Source organism: Nocardia sp. NPDC056000, from assembly GCF_042269265.1.
Lineage (GTDB): Bacteria > Actinomycetota > Actinomycetes > Mycobacteriales > Mycobacteriaceae > Nocardia.
On record NZ_JBHJXS010000004.1, the window covers coordinates 363,076 to 383,096 of the forward strand.

Consider the following 20,021-nt stretch of genomic DNA (forward strand, 5'->3'; position numbering starts at 1 on the left):
CGTCGGAAATCCCGGTCGCCGCTGTCACGGCGAGCAGATACCTCAGTTGGCGTGAATCCTGGTGAATTCCTCGATGAGCACCGGGTATTGCTCACCGCCGTGGCCTGCGGCGATCGCGCGGTCGGCCATTGCCTTGATCAGCTTCGGGAGTTCGGTGTTCACCCCGAGTAGTTCGCTCTCTTCGACCATGTGTTCCATTGCGCGAGCTTCGGTTTCGAGTGGGGCCACGGTCACGGAGTAGTCGCCCTGGTCGATCTGCTCGGCGTAGCCGGGGAGCCATTCGGCGACACCGGCCGCGATCTGCTGGGCGAAGGGGGCGAAGGTGGTGGCGTCCACACCGGCGGTGCGGAGCATGGCGGTGCCCTGCAACCAGGCATTGAGGACGCTCCACATCATGGTCAGTCCAGCTACGTCGTACAGCGAAGCCAGTCCGGGGTCCGTGCCCAGATGTGTGCCGACGCCCAGTGTTTCGAGCACCTGCCGGTGGGCGTCGAAGACCGGTTGCGGTCCGCTGAGCAGGATGGTGGCCTCGGCGGTTCCGATCGTGGACGGGATGGCCATGATCGCGCCGTCGAGGTAGCGCGCACCGCGTTGCTCAGCCCAGAGCGCGGCGTCGCGGGCCTGGGTCGAGTTCCCGGAGGTGAGGTTGACCAATGTCGTATCGGTCAGGTCGACTTCGGGATCGTCGAGCAGCTCACGGACCGCGCGGTAGTCGGTGAGGCAGATGATCGTCACGGCACCGGCCGCGAGCGCCTTGCCGACCGAGGATGCGACCGTCGCGCCCTCGCCGGCGAGCTGTTCGGCCTTGGCGGGTGTGCGATTCCATACTGTGGTGGGATACCCGGCGGCAAGGAAAGCGCTGGCCAGCGCCCTGCCCATCAGGCCGAGACCGAGGACTGTCACGGGGGTTTCGTTTTTGCTCATGGCACCATGGTCAACGTTGATACCAATGTGAAGGTCAAGTGAGAATTCGATGCTTATCGGTGAATTGAGTCGGCGCACCCGGGTGAACACGCACCAGCTGCGGTATTACGAGTCGCAAGGACTGCTGGAGGCCGGGCGTAGCGCCAACGGCTACCGCGACTACGACGAAACCGCGGTGCTTCGGGTCAAACAGATCAGGCATCTGCTCGGGGCTGGCCTGTCCTCCGAGGACATCGCCTACGTGCTGCCGTGTGCGGTCGGCGAAGTCCCCGAGCTGGCCGGCTGCCCGGAACTGGTGTCCGCGATGCGATCCCGGATGCAACGCATCGACGATCAGATCGCGGCTCTCGCGAAATCGCGTGCGGCCCTGTCCGATTACATCGATGCCGCCGAGCAGACGGGTGCGGACAGGTATCCGCCGTTCGATGGCGATGTGGATCGCATACCCGCATAGGTCGCCTGCACGGTGCCACGGCTCGCGCCTAAGCCGAGGTGGACGCGGACGAAAGGTCGTGCCGTCGTACGTGTTCGAGGATTCGAGGAATGACCCGCTCGGGTACCTGGTCGAGTACGCCGTGGCCCATTCCGGGGTAGATCTCGGTATCGGCGTGCGGGACGAGGCTGGTGATTCGCCGTACGGCCGCGATCGGATCGCATGCGACCGAGTCGCCGCCGAAGATCGCCAGCAGCGGCGTCGGGAATGACCGCAGTTCAGCGTCTTTGAGCACGCGTGCCCAGCCGAGCCGGGTGCGATAGCCGAGAGAGGCTTTCGCGCAATCGAATTGGGCCTGGCTCATGGTGACGCCGGGGGTGATCCAGGCGTTCATTTTGCGCCAGTCCTGCTCGGACGGGTTCATTCCGAAGCGCAGGATCTTGAACAGCACGCTCCATTTCATCTTGGTGATCACGCCATTCGGCTCGATCAGGGTCACGCTCGCCACTCGTTGTGGCAGTCGCAGTCCCACGATCGAGGCATGCCAGGCTCCCTGTGACAGTCCGACCACATGCGCACGGTGAATCCCGAGACCGGTCAAGGCCTCGCCGAACCAACCCGCGAAATCCGCCTCACCGCCAATCAGTGCGGTCTGCACGCTCTTTCCCGCTGTCCCGATCGTGTCCAGCGCGTACACGACACGGTTATCCGCAAGATTCTTCGCGACGAAATCCCAGTACAGGCCGTTTCCGCCGAACGGATGCAACAGCACGATCGGTGTGCCCGCGCCGTCCCCAAACCGGCGTACATGAGTGGTGCCGAAAGATGTTGGGATTTCCCGGGTTTCCGCCTCCAGTGCGGATTGCGCCTCCAGTGCGTCGTAGGCGGCGAGGAAGTCTGTTCGTGCCCGCTCGTTCTTGAATCGCCCAACCTTGGCCATGGCCGCCCCTTCATCATCGTTGATGATATGACCGTACCACTTAAATGATATGTACGTACCATTACAGAGGCGGTCGGCCTGTACCGGACGAACGCGGGATGCCTGCGCGCCTATCGTGAGGTATGGGATTCCCCAAGGGATTTCGAGAGTTCGACATCGACACCACGGCCGGGACGATCCACGGCGTGATCGGCGGGCAGGGGCCGCCGTTGCTCCTGCTGCACGGGTTTCCGCAGACGCATCTGATGTGGGCGGCGGTCGCAGCCCCGCTCGCTTCGGGGCACACGGTTGTCGCCACAGACCTGCGCGGCTACGGCGGCAGTAGTGCCCCATCGCCCTCTGTTGCGGACTACTCGATGCGTGGCCTAGCCCTCGACCAGACAGAGGTCATGACCGCGTTGGGATTCGACCGATTCGATGTGGCGGGGCACGATCGCGGAGCACGGTGCGCCTATCGAATGGCGATCGACCATCCCGAACGAGTGGCTCGGCTGGCCGTGCTCGATATCGTGCCGACCGCCGAGGCTTTCGATCGCGCCGATCACAGCTTCGCGCTCGGCTTCTGGGTCTGGAGCTTCCTGGCCGCTCCCGCACCGGTACCGGAGAACCTGATTCTCGCCGGTGCGGACGGATTCATCGATCACGTGCTGGAGGTGTGGGCAGACCCCGGCTTCGAGTTCGCCGAAGACGATCGCCTCGCCTATCGACGCCAATTCCACGATCGGTCCCGGGTGCACGCGATCTGCGCGCAGTATCGCTGCGCCGCGACGATCGACGCCGACCTCGACAGGATCGATGGCCCTCGAAGGCCGATCAGCTGTCCCACGCTGGTGCTGTGGAGCGCTTCGGGTGCGCTCGCGCAATGGTATGAGCCGCTCGATATTTGGCGTCGCTGGTCCACGCAGGTGGAGGGTGAGTCGATGCGCGCGGGGCATTTCCTGCCCGAGGAAGCCCCCGACCTCGTCTCCCGCAGATTCCTCGAGTTCTTCGGCTGACTCGCGGTCGTACGCAGCTGCCGCTGCCGGTCGGCAATTCGCGCTCCAAACCGGAGCTGAGCCGGTGTCGAAATCGAAGAGTGCATAGAGTCGACCACCCACGTCCGTCCGGTCGCGTGCTGGTGCTGCCCGGCGGGCAGGAGCGCAGTCGTGCCCGGGTTCGTCCCTGGCAGCTCGCCCAGGTGCGCGCCGCGCTGCTCACGCGCAGCCTGCGTCGGCGGCTGGGCCCGGACTACATGGTCGAACAGGTGCGCTATCGCCACCGCGGCTGGAACGCACCGGATTTGGACCCGGTCGCCGACGGTGCACGGGCGGTGCGCGCGGCAGGCTCGCAGGCGGGCCCGATCATCCTGGTCGGGCACTCCATGGGTGCGCGGGTCGCCGCGCACCTGGCCGCCGCGCACGACATCGCGGGCATTGTCGCCCTCGCGCCGTGGTGGCCGGACGAGGACGCCGACCTGATCCCGTCGACCTGCCGAGTTCGCGTGCTGCACGGTGTCGCCGACAGCTGGACCGATGCGGAAGCCTCACGTCGCCAGACCGTGCGCGCTCGCGGTCGTGGCGTCGACGCGCAGTGGTCCGGTCTCTCCCGCACGGGTCACTTCATGCTGCGCAAGTTCTCCGTATGGCACAGTGTCGCAGCGCAGTTCGTGATCGAAGTCGGACCCTGCTCACCGAATTCCGGTGTTACCGACGACGACCACCGTGGACGGCGCGGCGCACAGCCGTGAGTCGTTCGGATCGTTGCGCACGATCGCAGCTCGGTGCTGATGCCGTGCAAGCGTTTTCATGCCTGCGGGTGCAGGCGAGCGCGTATCCGGGTGAGCAGTTCCCCGGTCCGCAACGGCGCGGGCAGATAGTCGCACGCGCCCGCGGCGATCGCCGCACCGACCACGGTGGGATCCGACTGTGCGCAGGCGATGATGATCGGGATCCGGTGTGCGGTGTGCAATCTTCGGCACACCTCGAGCCCGCCCGGATCGGGCAGCGACAGGCTCAGCACGATCAGGTTCGGACGCCACCACTGCGCGATCTCCATGCCCTGTTCGGCGTTCATCGCGTGCAGGGCGTCGTAGCCCGCGCCGGAGAGCGTGCCGACAATGGCTGCGGCGCTTGGCTCATGGCATTCGAGGAGCAAAATTCTCCCCAGCGCGGGGCCCTCGTCCTGCGATGCGGGAATGAGCGGATGCGCTGCCCTGCGACCGCACAGCTGATGTGTATTCACGATCCCTACCCTTTCGGCCCCGACCCTGCCGTCGAAGCTCGAATCGACTTCCCGTCGACGATCTACCCCTCGCCGAAAAGTCGATACCCGAGCCATCTTTCGCACGCTAATGGCTCAGCTATTTATCGGCAATACGCAATCGGAAATTGGCCTTCGCGCGCCGGATCGCATCCATTTCGTAATCGAATCTACTGCGTATCACCGGAGTGTCGCTGCTGGGCGGAGCGTCGAACGCGTGCTGGGGGAGGCGCTTTCGGCCGCCGCGCGGCGGTTAATTCGCAGTACAAGTCTGCGTGCGCACCAATTCTGCTATCCACAGGCAATTTTCGGACATTGAGCCCGTGCGACCATCCGGTTCGGCGATGCCCCCAAGGCTCCGGGGCGAACGCGAGCGGCATCCTGTGGGGTGACGGTGAGCGGGGCCGCTCGAGCGATGTTGCCTCGATGCGTCGAACACGGTTGGAGCGCAGCGTATTTGGTGCACTCCGGGAGTTCGGGTGCAGACGACGGCTGTCGCAGAAATATTTCAGTTGCTTAAATATCTCGTTGATGAAATAGTTGGTTGCGACGATGAGCAGCTTGTACTGGTTGTCGTGGATCAACAGCCCGAAATCGTTCGGCGCAAGCCGTACCCGATGGAGATGATCGCCATGCGTGAGGTGTTCGAGGCGCTTTTCCAGGCCATTCATATGCCCCTGGTCCAGCTCTACTATCTATTGGACAACGCGCTTCCGAGGTAGCGCTTTCAGGCGATAGGGCGGCCGGTGAATTCGGCCGCCCTATCGCCTGTAGACGGGGAGGAATTCGCTGTGGTATCCGGCGCGCTCATATCGCTGGCGGCAGCCCAGTTGGCTTGCGTTGCTTGGCTGCTGGTCAAGTCCGGTCGGCATGAGCCGATCGACAGGGCACGCTGGCTCATCATCGTGGTGGGGTGCGGGCTGGCCTATGACTCGGCCGTGTTCGGTGTCGGCGCGCTGCTCGGTGAGGGGACCACACTCCGCGTGCTGAGCGTCCTGCGCTTCGTCGGTCATGTGGTCCTGACCCCACTGCTGGTGGTCTGGGCTGGTGACCGAGTCTTCCGGGAGCGCGCGTGGTGGGTATGGCCCACGGTGGTGTGTCTTATTGCGTGGGGCGCGGTCGCCGATCTGCTCCGGCTGAACCTGGTGCCACGGACTTTCGCCGATACGCTCCGATACACCCATCTGGTCTCCACCGGTCCGCCGATTGCGGCACTGGCGGTCACCGGCGTCCTATTGATCGCGGGCGTGCGACTGTGGCGGCAGCGACGGTGGGTGTGGCTACTGGCCGGAGTGATCGCGCTGACCGCGGCATCGGCCGTGGGCCCCGTTGTTCCACCGCTCGGTAACGCGGGTGAAGGTGCGTTGTTGATTGCGCTCGTCGCCACCGAAGTCTCGGTGGTGCGGCGCGCGTTCGCGCGCGAACCCACCGGATCGGCGGATTCGCGCGCGATGTGATCACGCCAACTGTCAGTGGCCGGTCAGCTTGTCCTTCACCGACTCGGCGGCTTCCTTGACCTTCTCGGCGGCGTCGTCGATGTGCTGCTTTACCGACGAGGACGTCTGATCGGCCTTACCTTCGGCCTTGAGGTCATCGTCGCCGGTGAGGCTGCCTGCGGCCTCCTTGGCGCGGCCCTTGAACTCCTCGGCCTTGTTATCTGCTGTGCTCATGGCGGGTCCTTCCTCTCGGTGGTGGCTCGCGAACGGCATCGGTGACGTCCTGATCCGAGCCATACCCGGGTTCCGTGGATTCACACGTTCGTCCCGGAATTGCCGTCGCCCATCAGCGCGGCTGGAAGAATTCGAGCAGCCGTCGGCTGGCGTCCGGAGCCATCAGCATGTCCTGGAGCATTGTCGACTTGCGCGCGGCCGCTCCGGTGCGCTCGTACATCTCGGACTCGTATTCCTCGATGGCACAGGCGAAGTCGCCCTGATGTGCCGCAAGCGTGCGCCCGAGCACGGCACCGTCGAGCAGTGCCATGTTCGCGCCCTCGCCGACCGGCGGCATGAGATGCGCGGCATCACCGATGAGTGTGATATCCGGCTTCGACGGCCAGGTCAGGCCGATGGGGAGGGTGGAGATCGAGCGCGGCACGATCGTGTCGTCGGCGGCCGCGATCAGTCCGGTGAAACGGGGGTCCCAGCCGGGGAGCAGTTCGATCAGTCGTGCCCGGGTCGCCGCCGGATCGTCGAACGGTATCGCGCTGGTGGCGAACCAGTCCGCGGCGGTGTTGTAGAAAGACACTCCGATGCGGACGCGGCCGTCGCCATTGCGTTGTGCCGCAAGCGATATGCCGTCACCGAGCACCCAGTAGTTGCCGCGCCCGACCATTTCCGCGAGCCGAGGGTGGGTGCGATCGATATCGGAGATGCAGAGTTCGACGGCGTTCTGGCCGATATGGCTCGGGCGGGCGTCGGTGAGCAGTGCGCGGACTCGGGACTGAGCGCCGTCCGCCCCGACCAACAGGTCATAGTCGGCGGTGCGGCCATCGGCGAACCGCAGCACACCCTCGGCCGCGGAGTCGAACGCGTGGCCCCAGCGCACCGTGCCGTCCGGGAGCGAATTCAGTAGCAGGTCACGCAGATCCGCGCGGTCGACCTCGGGCCGGGCGAGCGGGGCATCGTCGGGGGTGTCCTCCTGCAGCAGCAGGGTGCCGTCGGGTTCGAGCAGGCGCATGTCCTGTCCTTCACCGCGCGCGATCGCGTGGAATTGCTCGATCAGTCCGGCCTCCCGCAAGGCCTGCTGCCCGGAATGGATATCGAGCATGCCGCCCTGGCCGCGCGCCTCGCGCGAATGTTCTCGTTCGTAGACGACGGCCTCGATGCCGTTCACGTGCAGCACGCGGGCCAGGGCCAACCCGCCCAATCCGGCTCCGGCAATGGCTATGGTCATGATTCCTCCGATACACCGTATCTACCGATACACTGTATCGCGCGAGCCGATGTATCGTCAGCGGCATGTTGGTGTGGGAACGACCCGAGCCGCCGAATCGCCCGGTGCCTGCGCAATTGAGCCGGGAGCGGATCGTTGCGGCCGCGATTCAGCTGGCCGATGCCGATGGCCTCGCGGCGGTTTCGCTGCGCAAGGTCGCCGCGGTGCTCGATGTCGGGCCGATGCGGCTGTACGGCTATATCGCCACCAAGGAGGAACTGCTCGACCTGATGGTCGATGCGGTCTTCGCCGAGATCCAGCCGGTCGGACAGGACTGGCGGCAGGTGCTGCGCTCGCTCGCCGAAACCACGCGTCGAGCCGCTCATCAGCATGAATGGCTTGCCGATTTGATCGGTGGGCGACCGCAACTCGGGCCGAACACCCTCGCCCGCGGTGAAGCGGTGGTGGCTGCCATGAGCGGTGTCGACCTCGACATCGTGATGCCGATCGTCGACGCGGTCAACGCCTACGTGATCGGTGCGGTGCGCCGCGAGATCACCGAGCGGCGCAGCGAACGGGCCAGCGGGATGGATAAACAGCAGTGGCAGGCGACCTACGGGCCGTATCTGGAACGCACCTTCGCGACCGGCCGGTTTCCGGCACTGTCGACGGTGATCCGCGATGCCGCGCACCTGGACGCCGACGAGACTTTCGGAATCGGTCTCGAATGTCTGCTCGACGGTATCCAGGCGCGCATCTCGCGATAGTGCGGTGTGATCCATTGCGGCCGTGCTCATGTCAGGAAGCCGTCTCGGCGTCATCGCGCTTGCTCGGCAGCAGGAAGCACAGCGGAATGGACAGCGCGGTCGCGACGATCGCCCACCAGAAGGCTTGGTGGAAGCCGTCATTGAGCGCGTCCAGGGTGTGGGCTCCGGCGGCGGAGTGCTGCAGGATGACCAGCAGGATCGCGGTGCCGAACGAGCCGCCGAGTTGCTGGGCGACGCGAATGATGATGCTGGCGTGCGGGATTTCATCGTGGCTCATCCCGCTGAATCCGGCTCCGCTGAGCGGGATCATGGCCGCGCCCAGGCCGATACCGCGCAGCAGCAGCACTGCCATGAGAAAGATCTCGCTGGTGTCGGCGGTGACGAAGGCGAAGGGAATCGTTGCCACGCAAGCGATGACGAACGCGGCCAGTGCCACCGGGCGCGGGCCGAACTTGTCGGTGTACTTGCCTGCGAGCGAACGCGAGAGCAGGGTGCCGATGCCCTGTGGGATCAGCAGTAGACCCGCGCCGAGCGCGTCGGTGCCCCTGACCTGCTGGAAGTAGAGCGGGAGCAGCAGCATCGAGCCGTAGAGCGCGGCACCGGTGAGCAGCAGCATCGCCGATGAGGCGGCGAGTGGACGGTGTTGCAGCAGGCGGATATCGACCAGCGCTCCCGCGCGGCGGCGCAATGCCCATGCGGCGAACGCGGCAACGAGGACCACGCCGATCAGCAAGGGCGCCAACACCTTCGCGTCCGCGAACCCGGCGGTGCCGTCGATGCGTGAGAGCCCGTAGATGATGGCCGCGACACCGGGGGACAGCAGCAGGAATCCGATGATGTCGAGCGGCTGGCGCGGGCTGGGCGCGTCGGCGGGCAGATTGCGCATGGCCAGCCAGATGCCGATGACGCCGAACGGGATATTGATCAGGAACATCCAGCGCCAGTTCCCGAAGTGCAGGATGAGGCCGCCCAGCACTGGGCCGAGGATGGGTCCGAGCGCGGTGGGCACGGTGATCAGCGACATGAGCTTGCCGATATTGCGGCCGCCTGCGGCCTGCATGATGAGGGTGGCGGTGAGGGTCATCATGAACCCGCCGCCGATGCCCTGTACGACGCGAAATGCGATGAGGCTGGGCGCATTCCAGGCCGAGGCGCTCAGTATCGAGCCGAGCAGGAAGATGCCGAGCGAGGCGATCCACAGTCGCTTGCCGCCGAGCGCGGATTGCGCCCACCCGGCGATCGGCATGGTGATCGCCAGCGCCAGCAGATAACCGGTGCTGACCCACTGGATGGTGCTCAGCGGCGCGTTCAGATCGCGTCCGAGGTCGTTGATGGCGACGCTGAGGATGGTGGTGTCGAACACCACCGCCAGCGCGCCGATGATGATGGTGATCCCGATCTTCCACACGTCTGGATCTATGCGATCGGAGTCGGGGACTTGGGGTTTGCTCGTGGTGGTCATGGAGTTCCTCCTGGGGGTGGGATCGGATCGAGGCTGGTGAGAGGCTGAAGATGTCTGCCGAACGACGTTCGTCACGAACAGCGTTCGTTACGAACAGAGTACGCTGTAAGCTGCACCTGTCAACAGGTCCCATCGCCGAGATACAAGGGAGCCGCCGCCGATGCCCCCCACCAGCCGTCAGCGCTCGACCCGAGATCGCCCCGCCAAAGCGCCGCTGAGCGAGGACGCGGTCGTCGATACGGCATTGGCGCTACTGCAATCGGAGGGAATGGCCGCGGTCACCATGCGCCGGGTCGCGACCGAACTCGATACCGGCCCGTCCTCGCTCTACGTGTACGTCTCCAATCGCGAGGCGCTCATCCAGGCCATGCAGGAGCGCGTGTTCGCCAGTGTCGACCTCGAAACCCCGGATCCGGCGCGCTGGCGCGAACAACTCCACGCGCTACTGGCCCGCATGCATCAGGCGCTCATCGCGCACCCGGGCATCGCCGCGACGGTCGTGGCCGAGGCTCCCGCCACCGAGGCCACTCTGACCTATACCGAGAATCTGCTCGGCATCCTGCTCGCTGCCGGTCTCGAACCGCAGGAAGCCGCTTGGGCCACGGACATTTTCGCGATTCTGGTCACCCATGCCGCCGTCGAGGCCGATGCCCGGCACTCCGACAGTCAGGGCCAGGCCGACGCGGGTTACAAGGCGTTCACCAGCCTCCCCCCGGAGCGGTTCCCGCTGGTCACCACCTACGCCTCCGAGTTGGTCGCGGGTGATACCGAGCAGCGGTTCCGGGTGGCCATCGACGTCGTCATCGATGGCCTACTCGCGCGGGCCGCCCGGAGCTGACCGCTCAGGGCAGCGAGAATCCAAGGGCCCGAGCCGCTTCGGCCGGTGTCGGCTGCGCCCATCGTTCGCGCAGGTGATCGTTCGTGGTCACCGATCGGGTGTCGGCTTTGTCGATGTAGATGATGCCGTGCAGGTGATCGGTCTCGTGCTGGAAAATCCTTGCGGGCCAACCGCTCAGCCGCTCGGTGTGCTGAACGCCATCCACATCCTGATAGGTCGCCACGATGGATTCGGGCCGCGACACCACCGCCTGATATCCGGGCATGCTCAGGCAGCCTTCGTAGAATCCGATATCGCCGCCGTCGGCGGTGTACGCCGGATTGATGATGGTGAACTCCGGCAGCGGCCGCCGTCCGCGCGCGGTCGCGACCTCTTCCGCCACGAGCGCGGAGTCGCCGAGCACCGCCATCCGAAGCGGAATTCCGATCTGCGGCGCGGCCACCCCGACCCCGGGAGCCGCGTGCATGGTGGCGAACAGGATCTCGACCAGGTCCCGAAGCAGTTCGGGCTCCACCTGCCCGTTCACCGGTTCGGCCACCGCCCGCAGTACCGGATCGCCCACTTCGACCAGTGGTGCCGCCTCACCCCGGTATTTCTCGACCAACTCGGTCACCAACTCCGCGATTTCCATACCGGCTATTCTTCACGGAGAGCAGTGCTCTTGACTCGTATCACCGTGCGTGACACAGTGATCACAAAACAGAGCACTGATCTCGGAGCGGTAATGATCAACGAAATCTGGCGGGGCGCGAACCTCACCCTCGCATTCCTCATGGAACTTATCGCCTTCTGCGCGATCGGGTTTCTGGGTGCCCGCTACGGGCGTGGGTCCGTGTGGAAAGTCGTGTGCGGAGTGGCAGCGGCACTGGCGGCGATGACCGTATGGGGTCTGTTCGCCGCGCCGCAGGCGAGCTTCAGTATTCCCGCGCTGGCGGTGCTGACCAAGATCGCGGTCTTCGGCGGCGCGGCGGTGGCACTGTACCGCCTCGGGTATCGACGAGCAGCGGTGATCTATCCCATTGTGGTGGTGGCGAATTTGGCTGCGATCCACCTGGTTACGGTGTCTGCGTGACTGATTCACCCGATGCCTTCACCCATGCGTGGTTCGGTGAGTTTCGCCGAGCCCGAACCGAACTCGGTGCGGGAGAGGTGCTCGAGCACGACTGGTACATCGGCAACGTCGTGGTCGGTGGTGCCGAGATCGAGGTGATGCTCGGGACCGGCGATCCGGTGCGGGCGCGGGCGTTGCTGCCGGACCTCGAGGATGTGGTGGGGACGTTCGCGGCCTTGGCCCGCACCGCCTCCGACGCGGTCGTCACCGAATTCGGCGGTGCGGAGACCGCGCCCGAGGAGTTCGACGACGCCGCGCAGGATCTTCGGGTCAGCACCATCGAGGTGCGCGAGGACGGCACCGTCGTTCTGCACCTCGAGGACACCTGCGGGCAGCATTTCCTGGATGGTTACTGGCCCGCGGTGTCGCTCAGCGCGGAGCGCAAGGTGCTGGAAGTGAGCGTCGAGGCGTAGGTCTCGATCAGGAACGCAGCGTGCGGTCGAACAAGCCCAGCAGTTCGACGTAGTGCCGATCGTCGGATTGGGCGTCGTAGGCGGCGGTATCGGCCTGGGTGAACCCGTGCTGCGCGCCGTCGTATACCTCGGTGCGGTGGCGTACGCCCGCGGCTTCCAGCGCCTTGTCGAATTGGGCGATGTGCTCCGGGGTCATGTGGTGGTCTTCACCCGCGTGCGCGAAATACAGTTCGCCGGTGATGTTTTCGACCATCAGGTGCGGGCTGTCCGGGGTGTCGGTGACCAGTGGGCCGCCGTGGAATCCGGCGACCGCCCCGACGCTGTCGGGGAACATGGCGGCGGCGATGACCGCCAGGCGCGCGCCCATGCAGTAGCCGGTGAGCCCGACCTTGCCGGGAGCGACCTTGGGCGAGGCCGCCATCCAGTTCAGGTACGCGCCGATATCGGCGCGTACGCGATCGGGGGTGAGATCGCGGATCATCGGGAAGACCTGCTGGAAGATCTCCGGGCGCTCACCCGGATCGATGAAATCGGGCAGGTCGACCACCGGAGCGCGGCCGTGGCGGTAGAAGGCGTTCGGCAGCAGCACGGTAAAGCCGTGCGACGCAATGCGATCGGCCAATGTCCGCAGGCTCGGGCGCAGCCCGAAACCGTCCTGGATCACCAGTACGCCGGGGTGCGCGGAGTCGTCGTCGGGATGGACGAGGTAGGCGTCGGCGACGCCGTCGGGGGTGGGAATGTCGAGTGAATGACCTTGCAGCGCAGTCATCGTTGCAGCCTCCAGTTGCATAGTCGGCCTCGAACGTACCTCATTCGATATTCGACAGATTTCGGCGCAGCAGTTTGCCGGTGGCGTTGCGGGGGAGCTCGTCGAGGAAGACGACATCACGCGGAACCTTGTGGCGGGCGAGGTTGGCTTTGACGTAATCCTTGATCGACTGCGGGTCGATGGTGGTGTTCGGGGCCGGGACGATGAAGGCGCGCAGGCGTTTTCCGAAATCCGGGTCCGGGACGCCGACCACCGCCACATCGAGGATGTCCGGGCGCGAGACCAGCAGGTTCTCCACTTCCAAGGGGAAGACGTTCTCGCCACCGGAGACGATCATGTCGTCGTCGCGGCCGTCGATGAACAGGCGGCCCTCGGCGTCGAAATGGCCGACATCGCCGCTGGAGAGCAGGCCGTCGACGGTTTCCTTGTTGCGGCCGTCGGTGTACCCGGCGAAGCTCAGGCCGCTGGAGACGAAGATGGTGCCGGTGATACCGGGTTTCGTTATGCGGCGGCGGTTTTCGTCATACAGCGCGACGCGGCACCCCACCGGCGGTTTGCCCACCGTGCCGGGCGCTTCGCGCATGTCCTGCGGGGTCGCAACGGCGGCGACTGCGACTTCGGTTGAGGCATAGAGGTTGTAGAGCACCTCGCCGAAAGCCTCTGCGGTGCGGCGACTCAGATCGGGCGAGACCGAGGAGCCCGCCGCGAAAATCACCTGCAGCGAGGACGTGTCGATGCTCTGCAGCACCTCGGGTCCGAGGTCGACGATGCGCTGCAGCATGGTCGGCACCAGAACCAATGTGGCGGCACGGTTTTCGGCCACGGCGGCCAGTGTCGCCTTGGGGTCGAACTTGCGCTGCAACAGGACGACCTTGTTCCCCAGCGCCCAGCCGAGCATGAGTTGCGACAGTCCGGTGCCGTGAAAGATCGGTGCGGCGATGACCATGGCGGCATCGCGGGGGAGTGGAATCCGATCGAGGAACTGCGCGGACTGCAACGGCGAAACTTTATCGCGCGGTGCGCCTTTCGGAGTCCCGGTGGTTCCACTCGTGAGAATGACCAGCCCGCCGGGCTTGGTCGGGGGAGTAGGCGGCTCAGAGGAATTGGCGGCGATCAGGTCATCGATCGTCGGCAGGCTCGCATCGACGTCGTCCGATTGATCCACCCACGTGAGGATTCGAGGAATCTCGGCCGGAATCGCATCCAGCAGACCCGCGAACTCACCATCGAGCAGCACCGCCCCAACGTTTTCCCGAGCGGCCACGTCCGCCAGCTGCGGCTTGGCGAACCCGGTGTTCATCAACACAACTCGCGCGCCCACCTTCCCCGCCGCCTGCAGACTCAACACCATCCCGCGATGATCACGGCACAACACCGCCAGCACCGTCCCCGGCCCGAACCCCGCCAGACTCAGCCCCCGCGCCAGCGCATTCGACTGCGCATCAAGCTCCCCGAACGTCAGCGTCCCACGCTCATCACTGATCGCGTCCGCCCCCGGATCCCGCCGCGCCGCATGCGCCAGGATCGTGGTGAACGGCCCATAAATCCCCGCATCCCGCATCGACTGCACCACCTCCCCCGGCCGCCGCACATCGAACATCCCCCGCCTGCGCAACACCTCCATGGCGGACACCGCGTCCGTAACCGTCCGCCCCACCCGCAGCAGCGAATCCGCAGCCCTCACCGGCACCTCCTGAAACGACCTGTCCCGACACTATTGCACAAGAGAATCATGATTCACATAAAATGTCTCAGAGAACGCAAAAGTGAGTGCTCCCAACAACCTTTCCGTCTGTTGCTCTCGGGGTGCTCTCGTGTCCAGGTAGGAACTGCCGCAAACATTCTGTGCTCGGGCACCGTTGCAGCGTGTCAAATGTCAGGCAGTCGACCCCACCAACGCCATACTTTTAGTATGGTGTGAAAGTATGGCCACTCGAAAGATCACCCTCACTGTCGACGAGGACATGTACTCCCTCATTGAGGACGCCGCCGCCCGCGCGGGCCAGAAGATCTCGCCGTTCTTCGCCCGCGCCGCCGTCAAACAGATCCTTCAGGACGACGCTGCCCGCGCTGCTGTCCTCGACAACGCCCGTGACAACGAAACCGAAGCACGCGAACAACACGCAGCGCAGCAAGCCGCGGAGGCCGCCGACCGCGACCACCACGGTCACGCCGCGTGAAACAGGGGGGCGTCTACCGCTACGCCCAAATCCGCCCCGGCCGTGAGGACGACGAACGCACCCCATACCGCGTCATCGTCACTGCCACCGACCAAATCGCACCCGATACGACATGGGTCCAGGTTGCGCGCGTCGAGAACCGCGATCCCGGCCTCCTGATGGCCGTCCCGTTCACTGATGCCGACCCGCGCACCGGCTGGATACGCGTCGATCAAATCGACACCGTCTACACACCCTGGCTTGTCGGCCCCGACGACAGCCGCGAACCATACGGCGAATGCACCCCCGAGACATGGGCGAAGATCCGCACCCGCCTCAAAGCCCGATTCGGGCTGTGGGACGACGAGTAGTTCAGCGCCGAAATCCCGAGACGGGGGAACCATCCGGGTTCTCTGGATGGTTCCCCCGTCGTCGTTGATGGTTGCCGGGCAGCGTGGAATTGGCTGGGGTGCATACGCATTGCCGCCAGAAGGGCGGACCGTGGACTTGTATGGGCGTAGCAGCGAAGCCGAGATCGATTGCCGTGCAGGCGGTCCCGTCTACTCCCCCAGGTGATTTACTGGAGAACATGTCCAATGCGGCTGTCGCCGAATTCTCGAACGTCGATGAGCACGCTGTCTGTCCTGCTCGGGGCACTCGAACAGATCGCCACGGCCGCAACGAATGCGGGGCGCGGGTCACCGTGAACGGTAAGGCCGTGTCTGGCACCGACGGTGTGTGACTAACTGGGCTATGGGAGCGACGAACGGATGATGACAAGCTGGCTCGCGACACAACGGGCCAGCTGATGTCACCGGTTTACAGCGCAGAACCATGCCGGCCGGTGGGGCCGTCCGGGCATGGAGTACCGGCTAGGAACAGCTGCCGCGTGCGGCGTCCTTGAGTCCGGCAGCCATCGCGGCCCTATCGGCCGCTGGTAGGGCATCCCAATCAGACGATTTCGATACCTCAGCGATGAGGCCGTCGGCCCATCCCTGCGCCGTCCACGTCGGATCGTCCTTAGCGAGCTCTGCGGCCGCGTTGAAGGAATCTAACCATTGTTGGCACGTTTCTCGCCGTAATGCGATGTTAGGAGCACCAACTGGAGCTCCTGCCGGAACTGCAGGCGTCGGTGCTATTGAGGTGGTGGGGTGCGCCACCGCCGTGGTGGTCGAAGCCGACGAGATGGCTGCCGGTGCCGATTCGGTGGTGCTGCTAGCGCAGCCGGTGAGGGCTGTAGCTAGAGCGGTGACGAGGACGAAAGTGGCGATGCGCATTGCGGACGAATCCCCCTGGGGTTGAGGCGTTTACGGATCGCGAACGCTACCGGTCAGAAGGATTCGTGTCAGGTTTGCCGGAATGGTGAAGGTCAGCAAGGTAAGTGCTCGACGTCGCGCAGAAGTTCGTCGCTGAGCGAGGTGGGAATAGCGGCGGTTGTATGGATTTTCGGGAGTGCCACCGACACGATCAGAGGAGGGCGGCGACCTTTTGTGCGGTTTCCTTTGCTGATCCCGGGTTTTGGCCGGTGACGAGGTTGCCGTCGACTACGGCGTAGGAGACGAAGGGGAGTTTGGCTTTGGTGTAGTGGGCGCCGCGGTTCTTCATCTCCTGTTCGGCGTTGTAAGGCACGAGCTTGCTCACGCGGGCGAGAACTTCTTCCTGCCAGGCGAATCCGGTGAGGTTGCGGCCGGCGACGAGGTGGGAGCCGTCGGATAGTGTCGTGTTGAGCAAACCGCAGTAGCCGTGGCAGACCGAGGCGACGATGCCGCCGCGTTCGAAGATCTCGCGGGTGATGCGTTGCAGGCCTTCGCTATCGGGGAAGTCGTACATGACCGCGTGGCCGCCGGTGAAGTAGATGACGTCGTAGTCGGCGGAGTCGATCTGGTCGGGGCCGATTGTGTTCTCCAGCAATGCCATTCGGGAGGGGTCGGCGCGCCAAGCTTTGGCGGTCTTGTCGTAGTTGGGGAAGGAGAGTGAGCGCGGTTCCAGGGGTACGGGTCCGCCTGCCGGGCTGATGAGGGTCTGTTCGAAGCCGTGTTCTTCGAAGACCTGCCAGGCGTGGGTGAGCTCGGACAGCCAGAGTCCGGTCGGGTGGGACGGATCGTCGTAGTGGCCGACGTTGGTGACGACGTTCAAGATGCGCTTGGTCATTCGTGATCGCCCTTCGTTCGGACGGAGGTGGGGATCGGCATGTGCAGGGCGTTCTGGCCCTCGGTCATGACATCGAGCTGGATCGTCCGGATGGGGCGGAGTGAGCGGATGTCGTCGGCGACCCGGCCCGCGCCGAGTTCGAGGTCGATCCCACGCGGGAAGCGGGCGGTGCCGGTGGAGAGGGTATTGGTCTGGCTAAGTGTCGAATGCCAGGCGTCATTGATCCTCGTGTATGAGGTCAGGGTCGAAACCTGTTCGCCCGAAGCGTGTTTCACCTGACGAGGTGTGGAGGCGGATAAGGCCACATCGATATCGCCGTCGTCATTCGCGACGCGGGCCGTGACGCTATCGGCGTCGATGTCGATGTCGACATCGATGCCGGTCACCCATTTCGGGAAGCCGTAGCCGTCATGGCCGCGCACCTGGGCGATCTTACTGCTGACGGGTAGGGACAGCACGTAGGTGTGCAGGTGGTCGTTCTTCAATCCGGTGAGCAGATCGAGGAATCCGAATCCGCGGTGCCGCGCGGGTTTGACGGCGATGCCGACGGCGGCCTCGGTGTAGAAGTCGATATCGCAGATGTCGTAGCGGAAGAACATCACTGAGACGAGTCCGACGCCGGGTATGAGTTCGACCGGGGACAACTCGTGCGGCAGTCGTGCGCGGATCGCCGCTGAGGGGGCGATCATCGTCAATCGCGCGGTGGAGATTCGGTAGTAGAAGTTCGGTGTCCAGGTGGGGCCGATCGGGGAGTCGACCTTGGCTTTGGGTAATTGCCGGAAGAACTCGACACCGGGCACTCGCGCATCAGCCGCGATGGCATCGAGGTCGGCATGCATTCGGAAGCGGTCGTAGAGACCGCCTCGGGGGACATCGACCTCGCGGCCTCCGAGGTCGACGGTGACCAGCTGTGGTGTGGGCGCACCCATGAACGCTCCCTATGTTGACAATGCTTACATCGACGAGGCTAAGACTCGATGTAAGCACTGTCAACACTCGGCGTGGCTACTGCGTGCGTACCGCCAGGATCGCGGCGAACGCGGCGCGTACGTGATCGGCGACTTCCGTGCTCGACTGGGCGGTGAGCTTGCCGTCCAGGTGAAGGAATGCCAGGCCGTGCGCGAGCGCCCAGCCCGCCGAGGCGAGTGCTTCGGAGCCGCCATCGGGGAAGACGTGCGTCATCGCCAGCTTCAAGAGGTCATGAATCTCCGCGGCGGCTTGGACGCGGTCCTCGTCGCTCGTATCGCAGGCGTTGCCGAACATCAGGCGGAATAGTGCCGGTCGGCGCAGCGCGAATTCGACGTAGGTGACTGCCAGCTCGCCGAGATCGGTTGTCGAGGTTGGTAATTCGCCACCCGAGATGAGGTCCGCCTTCAGATCCCGCAGACCTTGCGCGGCGAGCGCGGACTCCAATGCCTCCCTGTCGGCGAAGTGCCGATAGGGCGCGGTCTGGGAGACGCCCGCATCGCGTGCGATCGCGCGCAGCGAGAACGGCTCACCGGCCTCGAGCCGGTGCATTGCCGCCTCCAGGAGCGAGGCCCGCAGATCACCGTGATGGTAACCACTCTTCACTGAAGTTGACACTGCACACATTCCTTCCTAGCCTCATGTTAGCAATGTAAACATACCGCGATCAGGAGCAGCGATGTCATCCGCAGTCCCCATCCCCACCAGGTCCGGCGGGTCGGAGCAGGCTTCACCGGTCTTCACGCCCTTCACGCTCCCCAACGGATCGGTGCTGCCGAACCGGCTTGCCAAGGCCGCCATGGAAGAGAACATGGCCGTTCGCGGGCAACTCCCCGGCCCGGCGCTCTTCCGGCTCTACGAGCGCTGGAGTCGCGGTGGAGCCGGTTTGATCATCACCGGCAATGTCATGGTTCATGCCGAGGCGCTCACCGGCCCGGGTGGCGTTGTCCTCGAAGCGAATTCGCCGGTCGAGCCATTCCGTGAATGGGCCGCCGCAGCCAAAAGCGTTGGCGCACAGGTCTGGATGCAGATCAACCATCCAGGCAGACAGGTGCGCGCCGACATGCCGGGCGTAGCCTGGGCTCCTTCGGCAATCCGTGTCGATGTCGGTAAGAACACCAAGCGTTTCGCACAACCGGTTGCCATGACCGAAAGCCAAATCACCGAGACGGTCCAACGCTTCGCCGAAACCGCCCGCCGGGCAGAAGAAGCCGGTTTCGACGGCGTGGAAATCCATGCCGCACACGGCTATCTGCTCTCCCAGTTCCTCTCCCCGCTCGCCAACCACCGCACCGACCGCTGGGGCGGCGGCCTCGAAAACCGCGCCCGCCTCCTACTCGACATCGTCCGCGCCGTCCGGGCCACCGTCGCACCTACCTTCGCCGTCGCGGTCAAACTCAACTCCGCCGACTTCCAACGCGGCGGCTTCGACGCCGACGATGCCGCAACGGTCATCACCATGCTCGCGCCCCTGGGCGTAGACATGGTCGAACTCTCCGGCGGCAGCTACGAATCCCCCGCCATGACCGGCCAATCCGGCGACGACCGCACCCGCTCCCGCGAGGCATACTTCCTGGCCCTGGCCGAACAACTCGCCACCACCAGCCCCCTTCCCCTGATGCTCACCGGCGGCGTCATACGACTCCCGGTAGCCGAAGAAGTCCTGGCGGGCGGCATCGACCTGGTCGGCATGGGAAGCGCCCTAGCAATCAACCCGGACCTACCGAACCACTGGCACGAAAACCCCACTGCCACCATCGAACTCACCCCGGTCCGAATGAAAGACAAAGCCGTCGCCTCCGCCGCCAGTATGGCCCGCGTCCGCCAACAACTCCGCCGCCTCGGCGCAGGCCGCCGCACCCGCCCCTCCAGGAATCCGGTAATCGCGCTTCTCATCGAGACTGTGCTCCAACAGCGCGCACTCCGTCACTACCGCATCTGGTTGGGCCGCCGCGCGGCCTGAACTCGGTTGGTGGCAT

The 20,021-nt window shown here is 65.0% G+C and carries 24 protein-coding genes; 12 read left to right on the top strand and 12 right to left on the bottom strand.

The genetic code is table 11. The features are described from left to right. Positions 1-42 precede the first annotated feature (42 nt). The gene (locus tag ACFC4D_RS13970; protein ID WP_376063180.1) at positions 43-924 is read right to left on the bottom strand and encodes an NAD(P)-dependent oxidoreductase; all 882 of its coding nucleotides are present in this window, start codon (positions 922-924) and stop codon (positions 43-45) included. A gap of 49 nt (positions 925-973) precedes the next feature. Between ACFC4D_RS13970 and ACFC4D_RS13975 the strand changes: the two genes are divergently transcribed. Then, on the top strand, positions 974-1,378 hold the full coding sequence (locus ACFC4D_RS13975) for a MerR family transcriptional regulator (RefSeq protein ID WP_375957922.1): 405 nt from the start codon (positions 974-976) through the stop codon (positions 1,376-1,378). A gap of 28 nt (positions 1,379-1,406) precedes the next feature. Here ACFC4D_RS13975 and ACFC4D_RS13980 read toward each other — a convergent pair whose 3' ends face one another. Continuing rightward, positions 1,407-2,297, bottom strand: coding sequence for an alpha/beta fold hydrolase (locus tag ACFC4D_RS13980; RefSeq protein WP_376063182.1), 891 nt, complete (start codon positions 2,295-2,297; stop codon positions 1,407-1,409). Positions 2,298-2,419: 122 nt separating this feature from the next. On the opposite strand from ACFC4D_RS13980, the gene ACFC4D_RS13985 reads away from it, so the two are divergent. Together ACFC4D_RS13985 and ACFC4D_RS13990 are read left to right on the top strand one after the other, a co-directional pair. Then, positions 2,420-3,292 (top strand): alpha/beta fold hydrolase, encoded by an 873-nt coding sequence (locus ACFC4D_RS13985; protein WP_376063183.1) that lies wholly within the window; start codon positions 2,420-2,422, stop codon positions 3,290-3,292. 80 nt (positions 3,293-3,372) lie between these two features. Continuing rightward, positions 3,373-4,023, top strand: coding sequence for an alpha/beta fold hydrolase (locus ACFC4D_RS13990; RefSeq protein ID WP_375957929.1), 651 nt, complete (start codon positions 3,373-3,375; stop codon positions 4,021-4,023). A 56-nt stretch (positions 4,024-4,079) separates the two neighbouring features. Here ACFC4D_RS13990 and ACFC4D_RS13995 read toward each other — a convergent pair whose 3' ends face one another. Further along, a complete protein-coding gene (locus ACFC4D_RS13995) occupies positions 4,080-4,517 on the bottom strand; it encodes a response regulator transcription factor (protein ID WP_376063185.1) in 438 nt (145 codons plus the stop codon). A 497-nt stretch (positions 4,518-5,014) separates the two neighbouring features. Between ACFC4D_RS13995 and ACFC4D_RS14000 the strand changes: the two genes are divergently transcribed. Then, entirely contained in the window at positions 5,015-5,257 is a 243-nt protein-coding gene (locus ACFC4D_RS14000) for a hypothetical protein (RefSeq protein WP_376063186.1), read from the top strand. Between the two features lie 69 nt (positions 5,258-5,326). After that, positions 5,327-5,992: a hypothetical protein gene (locus ACFC4D_RS14005; protein ID WP_376063188.1), complete on the top strand. Its 666-nt coding sequence runs from the start codon at positions 5,327-5,329 to the stop codon at positions 5,990-5,992. A 12-nt stretch (positions 5,993-6,004) separates the two neighbouring features. Here ACFC4D_RS14005 and ACFC4D_RS14010 read toward each other — a convergent pair whose 3' ends face one another. Both ACFC4D_RS14010 and ACFC4D_RS14015 read right to left on the bottom strand, forming a co-directional pair. Further along, positions 6,005-6,205, bottom strand: coding sequence for a CsbD family protein (locus ACFC4D_RS14010; RefSeq protein ID WP_364644510.1), 201 nt, complete (start codon positions 6,203-6,205; stop codon positions 6,005-6,007). A 112-nt stretch (positions 6,206-6,317) separates the two neighbouring features. Beyond that, positions 6,318-7,427 (bottom strand): FAD-dependent oxidoreductase, encoded by a 1,110-nt coding sequence (locus ACFC4D_RS14015; RefSeq protein WP_376063189.1) that lies wholly within the window; start codon positions 7,425-7,427, stop codon positions 6,318-6,320. A gap of 65 nt (positions 7,428-7,492) precedes the next feature. Here ACFC4D_RS14015 and ACFC4D_RS14020 point away from each other — a divergent pair, with 65 nt between their 5' ends. Next, complete coding sequence (locus ACFC4D_RS14020; protein ID WP_375957940.1) at positions 7,493-8,173, top strand: TetR/AcrR family transcriptional regulator; 681 nt, start codon at positions 7,493-7,495, stop codon at positions 8,171-8,173. 31 nt (positions 8,174-8,204) lie between these two features. On the opposite strand, the gene ACFC4D_RS14025 is transcribed toward ACFC4D_RS14020, so the two are convergent. After that, positions 8,205-9,635 carry an MDR family MFS transporter gene (locus ACFC4D_RS14025; protein WP_376063191.1) on the bottom strand — a complete coding sequence of 477 codons (1,431 nt, stop codon included), beginning with the start codon at positions 9,633-9,635 and terminating at the stop codon, positions 8,205-8,207. Between the two features lie 160 nt (positions 9,636-9,795). Here ACFC4D_RS14025 and ACFC4D_RS14030 point away from each other — a divergent pair, with 160 nt between their 5' ends. Then, complete coding sequence (locus ACFC4D_RS14030; protein WP_376063192.1) at positions 9,796-10,473, top strand: TetR/AcrR family transcriptional regulator; 678 nt, start codon at positions 9,796-9,798, stop codon at positions 10,471-10,473. Positions 10,474-10,477: 4 nt separating this feature from the next. On the opposite strand, the gene ACFC4D_RS14035 is transcribed toward ACFC4D_RS14030, so the two are convergent. Next, a complete protein-coding gene (locus tag ACFC4D_RS14035) occupies positions 10,478-11,104 on the bottom strand; it encodes a peptide deformylase (RefSeq protein ID WP_376063193.1) in 627 nt (208 codons plus the stop codon). 30 nt (positions 11,105-11,134) lie between these two features. On the opposite strand from ACFC4D_RS14035, the gene ACFC4D_RS14040 reads away from it, so the two are divergent. After that, a complete protein-coding gene (locus ACFC4D_RS14040; RefSeq protein WP_375957951.1) occupies positions 11,135-11,545 on the top strand; it encodes a YrdB family protein in 411 nt (136 codons plus the stop codon). Then, on the top strand, positions 11,542-11,997 hold the full coding sequence (locus ACFC4D_RS14045; RefSeq protein WP_376063195.1) for a hypothetical protein: 456 nt from the start codon (positions 11,542-11,544) through the stop codon (positions 11,995-11,997). The genes ACFC4D_RS14040 and ACFC4D_RS14045 overlap by 4 nt, the downstream gene beginning before the upstream one ends. 7 nt (positions 11,998-12,004) lie before the next feature. Here the strand turns inward: ACFC4D_RS14045 and ACFC4D_RS14050 are convergent, their stop codons facing one another. Beyond that, positions 12,005-12,766 carry a dienelactone hydrolase family protein gene (locus ACFC4D_RS14050; RefSeq protein ID WP_376063196.1) on the bottom strand — a complete coding sequence of 254 codons (762 nt, stop codon included), beginning with the start codon at positions 12,764-12,766 and terminating at the stop codon, positions 12,005-12,007. Between the two features lie 40 nt (positions 12,767-12,806). Beyond that, positions 12,807-14,390, bottom strand: a complete 1,584-nt coding sequence (locus ACFC4D_RS14055; RefSeq protein ID WP_376063668.1) for an acyl-CoA synthetase — start codon at positions 14,388-14,390, stop codon at positions 12,807-12,809. Positions 14,391-14,691: 301 nt separating this feature from the next. Here ACFC4D_RS14055 and ACFC4D_RS14060 point away from each other — a divergent pair, with 301 nt between their 5' ends. Beyond that, positions 14,692-14,946: a hypothetical protein gene (locus tag ACFC4D_RS14060; protein WP_376063197.1), complete on the top strand. Its 255-nt coding sequence runs from the start codon at positions 14,692-14,694 to the stop codon at positions 14,944-14,946. Next, on the top strand, positions 14,943-15,296 hold the full coding sequence (locus tag ACFC4D_RS14065) for a hypothetical protein (protein WP_376063198.1): 354 nt from the start codon (positions 14,943-14,945) through the stop codon (positions 15,294-15,296). Before ACFC4D_RS14060 ends, ACFC4D_RS14065 begins: the two co-directional genes overlap by 4 nt. Before the next feature lie 1,096 nt (positions 15,297-16,392). Here ACFC4D_RS14065 and ACFC4D_RS14070 read toward each other — a convergent pair. The 3 genes from ACFC4D_RS14070 to ACFC4D_RS14080 form a co-directional block, all read right to left on the bottom strand. Beyond that, positions 16,393-17,076, bottom strand: coding sequence for a type 1 glutamine amidotransferase domain-containing protein (locus ACFC4D_RS14070; protein ID WP_376063200.1), 684 nt, complete (start codon positions 17,074-17,076; stop codon positions 16,393-16,395). Next, positions 17,073-18,005 carry an acetoacetate decarboxylase family protein gene (locus ACFC4D_RS14075; protein ID WP_376063201.1) on the bottom strand — a complete coding sequence of 311 codons (933 nt, stop codon included), beginning with the start codon at positions 18,003-18,005 and terminating at the stop codon, positions 17,073-17,075. The genes ACFC4D_RS14070 and ACFC4D_RS14075 overlap by 4 nt, the downstream gene beginning before the upstream one ends. A gap of 76 nt (positions 18,006-18,081) precedes the next feature. Beyond that, on the bottom strand, positions 18,082-18,660 hold the full coding sequence (locus ACFC4D_RS14080) for a TetR/AcrR family transcriptional regulator (RefSeq protein ID WP_375957969.1): 579 nt from the start codon (positions 18,658-18,660) through the stop codon (positions 18,082-18,084). A gap of 61 nt (positions 18,661-18,721) precedes the next feature. Between ACFC4D_RS14080 and ACFC4D_RS14085 the strand changes: the two genes are divergently transcribed. Next, entirely contained in the window at positions 18,722-20,005 is a 1,284-nt protein-coding gene (locus tag ACFC4D_RS14085) for an NADH:flavin oxidoreductase/NADH oxidase family protein (protein ID WP_376063203.1), read from the top strand. Positions 20,006-20,021: the final 16 nt, after the last annotated feature.

Coding starts and splice junctions, on each gene's coding strand:
- ACFC4D_RS14060 (WP_376063197.1), top strand. CDS start 14,692: ATGGCCACTCGAAAGATCACCCTCACTGTCGACGAGGACATGTACTCC.
- ACFC4D_RS14085 (WP_376063203.1), top strand. CDS start 18,722: ATGTCATCCGCAGTCCCCATCCCCACCAGGTCCGGCGGGTCGGAGCAG.
- ACFC4D_RS14020 (WP_375957940.1), top strand. CDS start 7,493: ATGTTGGTGTGGGAACGACCCGAGCCGCCGAATCGCCCGGTGCCTGCG.
- ACFC4D_RS14030 (WP_376063192.1), top strand. CDS start 9,796: ATGCCCCCCACCAGCCGTCAGCGCTCGACCCGAGATCGCCCCGCCAAA.
- ACFC4D_RS14025 (WP_376063191.1), bottom strand. CDS start 9,635: ATGACCACCACGAGCAAACCCCAAGTCCCCGACTCCGATCGCATAGAT.
- ACFC4D_RS14070 (WP_376063200.1), bottom strand. CDS start 17,076: ATGACCAAGCGCATCTTGAACGTCGTCACCAACGTCGGCCACTACGAC.
- ACFC4D_RS13980 (WP_376063182.1), bottom strand. CDS start 2,297: ATGGCCAAGGTTGGGCGATTCAAGAACGAGCGGGCACGAACAGACTTC.
- ACFC4D_RS14075 (WP_376063201.1), bottom strand. CDS start 18,005: ATGGGTGCGCCCACACCACAGCTGGTCACCGTCGACCTCGGAGGCCGC.
- ACFC4D_RS14055 (WP_376063668.1), bottom strand. CDS start 14,390: ATGGAGGTGTTGCGCAGGCGGGGGATGTTCGATGTGCGGCGGCCGGGG.
- ACFC4D_RS14035 (WP_376063193.1), bottom strand. CDS start 11,104: ATGGAAATCGCGGAGTTGGTGACCGAGTTGGTCGAGAAATACCGGGGT.
- ACFC4D_RS14015 (WP_376063189.1), bottom strand. CDS start 7,427: ATGACCATAGCCATTGCCGGAGCCGGATTGGGCGGGTTGGCCCTGGCC.
- ACFC4D_RS13985 (WP_376063183.1), top strand. CDS start 2,420: ATGGGATTCCCCAAGGGATTTCGAGAGTTCGACATCGACACCACGGCC.
- ACFC4D_RS14010 (WP_364644510.1), bottom strand. CDS start 6,205: ATGAGCACAGCAGATAACAAGGCCGAGGAGTTCAAGGGCCGCGCCAAG.
- ACFC4D_RS13970 (WP_376063180.1), bottom strand. CDS start 924: ATGAGCAAAAACGAAACCCCCGTGACAGTCCTCGGTCTCGGCCTGATG.
- ACFC4D_RS14050 (WP_376063196.1), bottom strand. CDS start 12,766: ATGACTGCGCTGCAAGGTCATTCACTCGACATTCCCACCCCCGACGGC.
- ACFC4D_RS13975 (WP_375957922.1), top strand. CDS start 974: ATGCTTATCGGTGAATTGAGTCGGCGCACCCGGGTGAACACGCACCAG.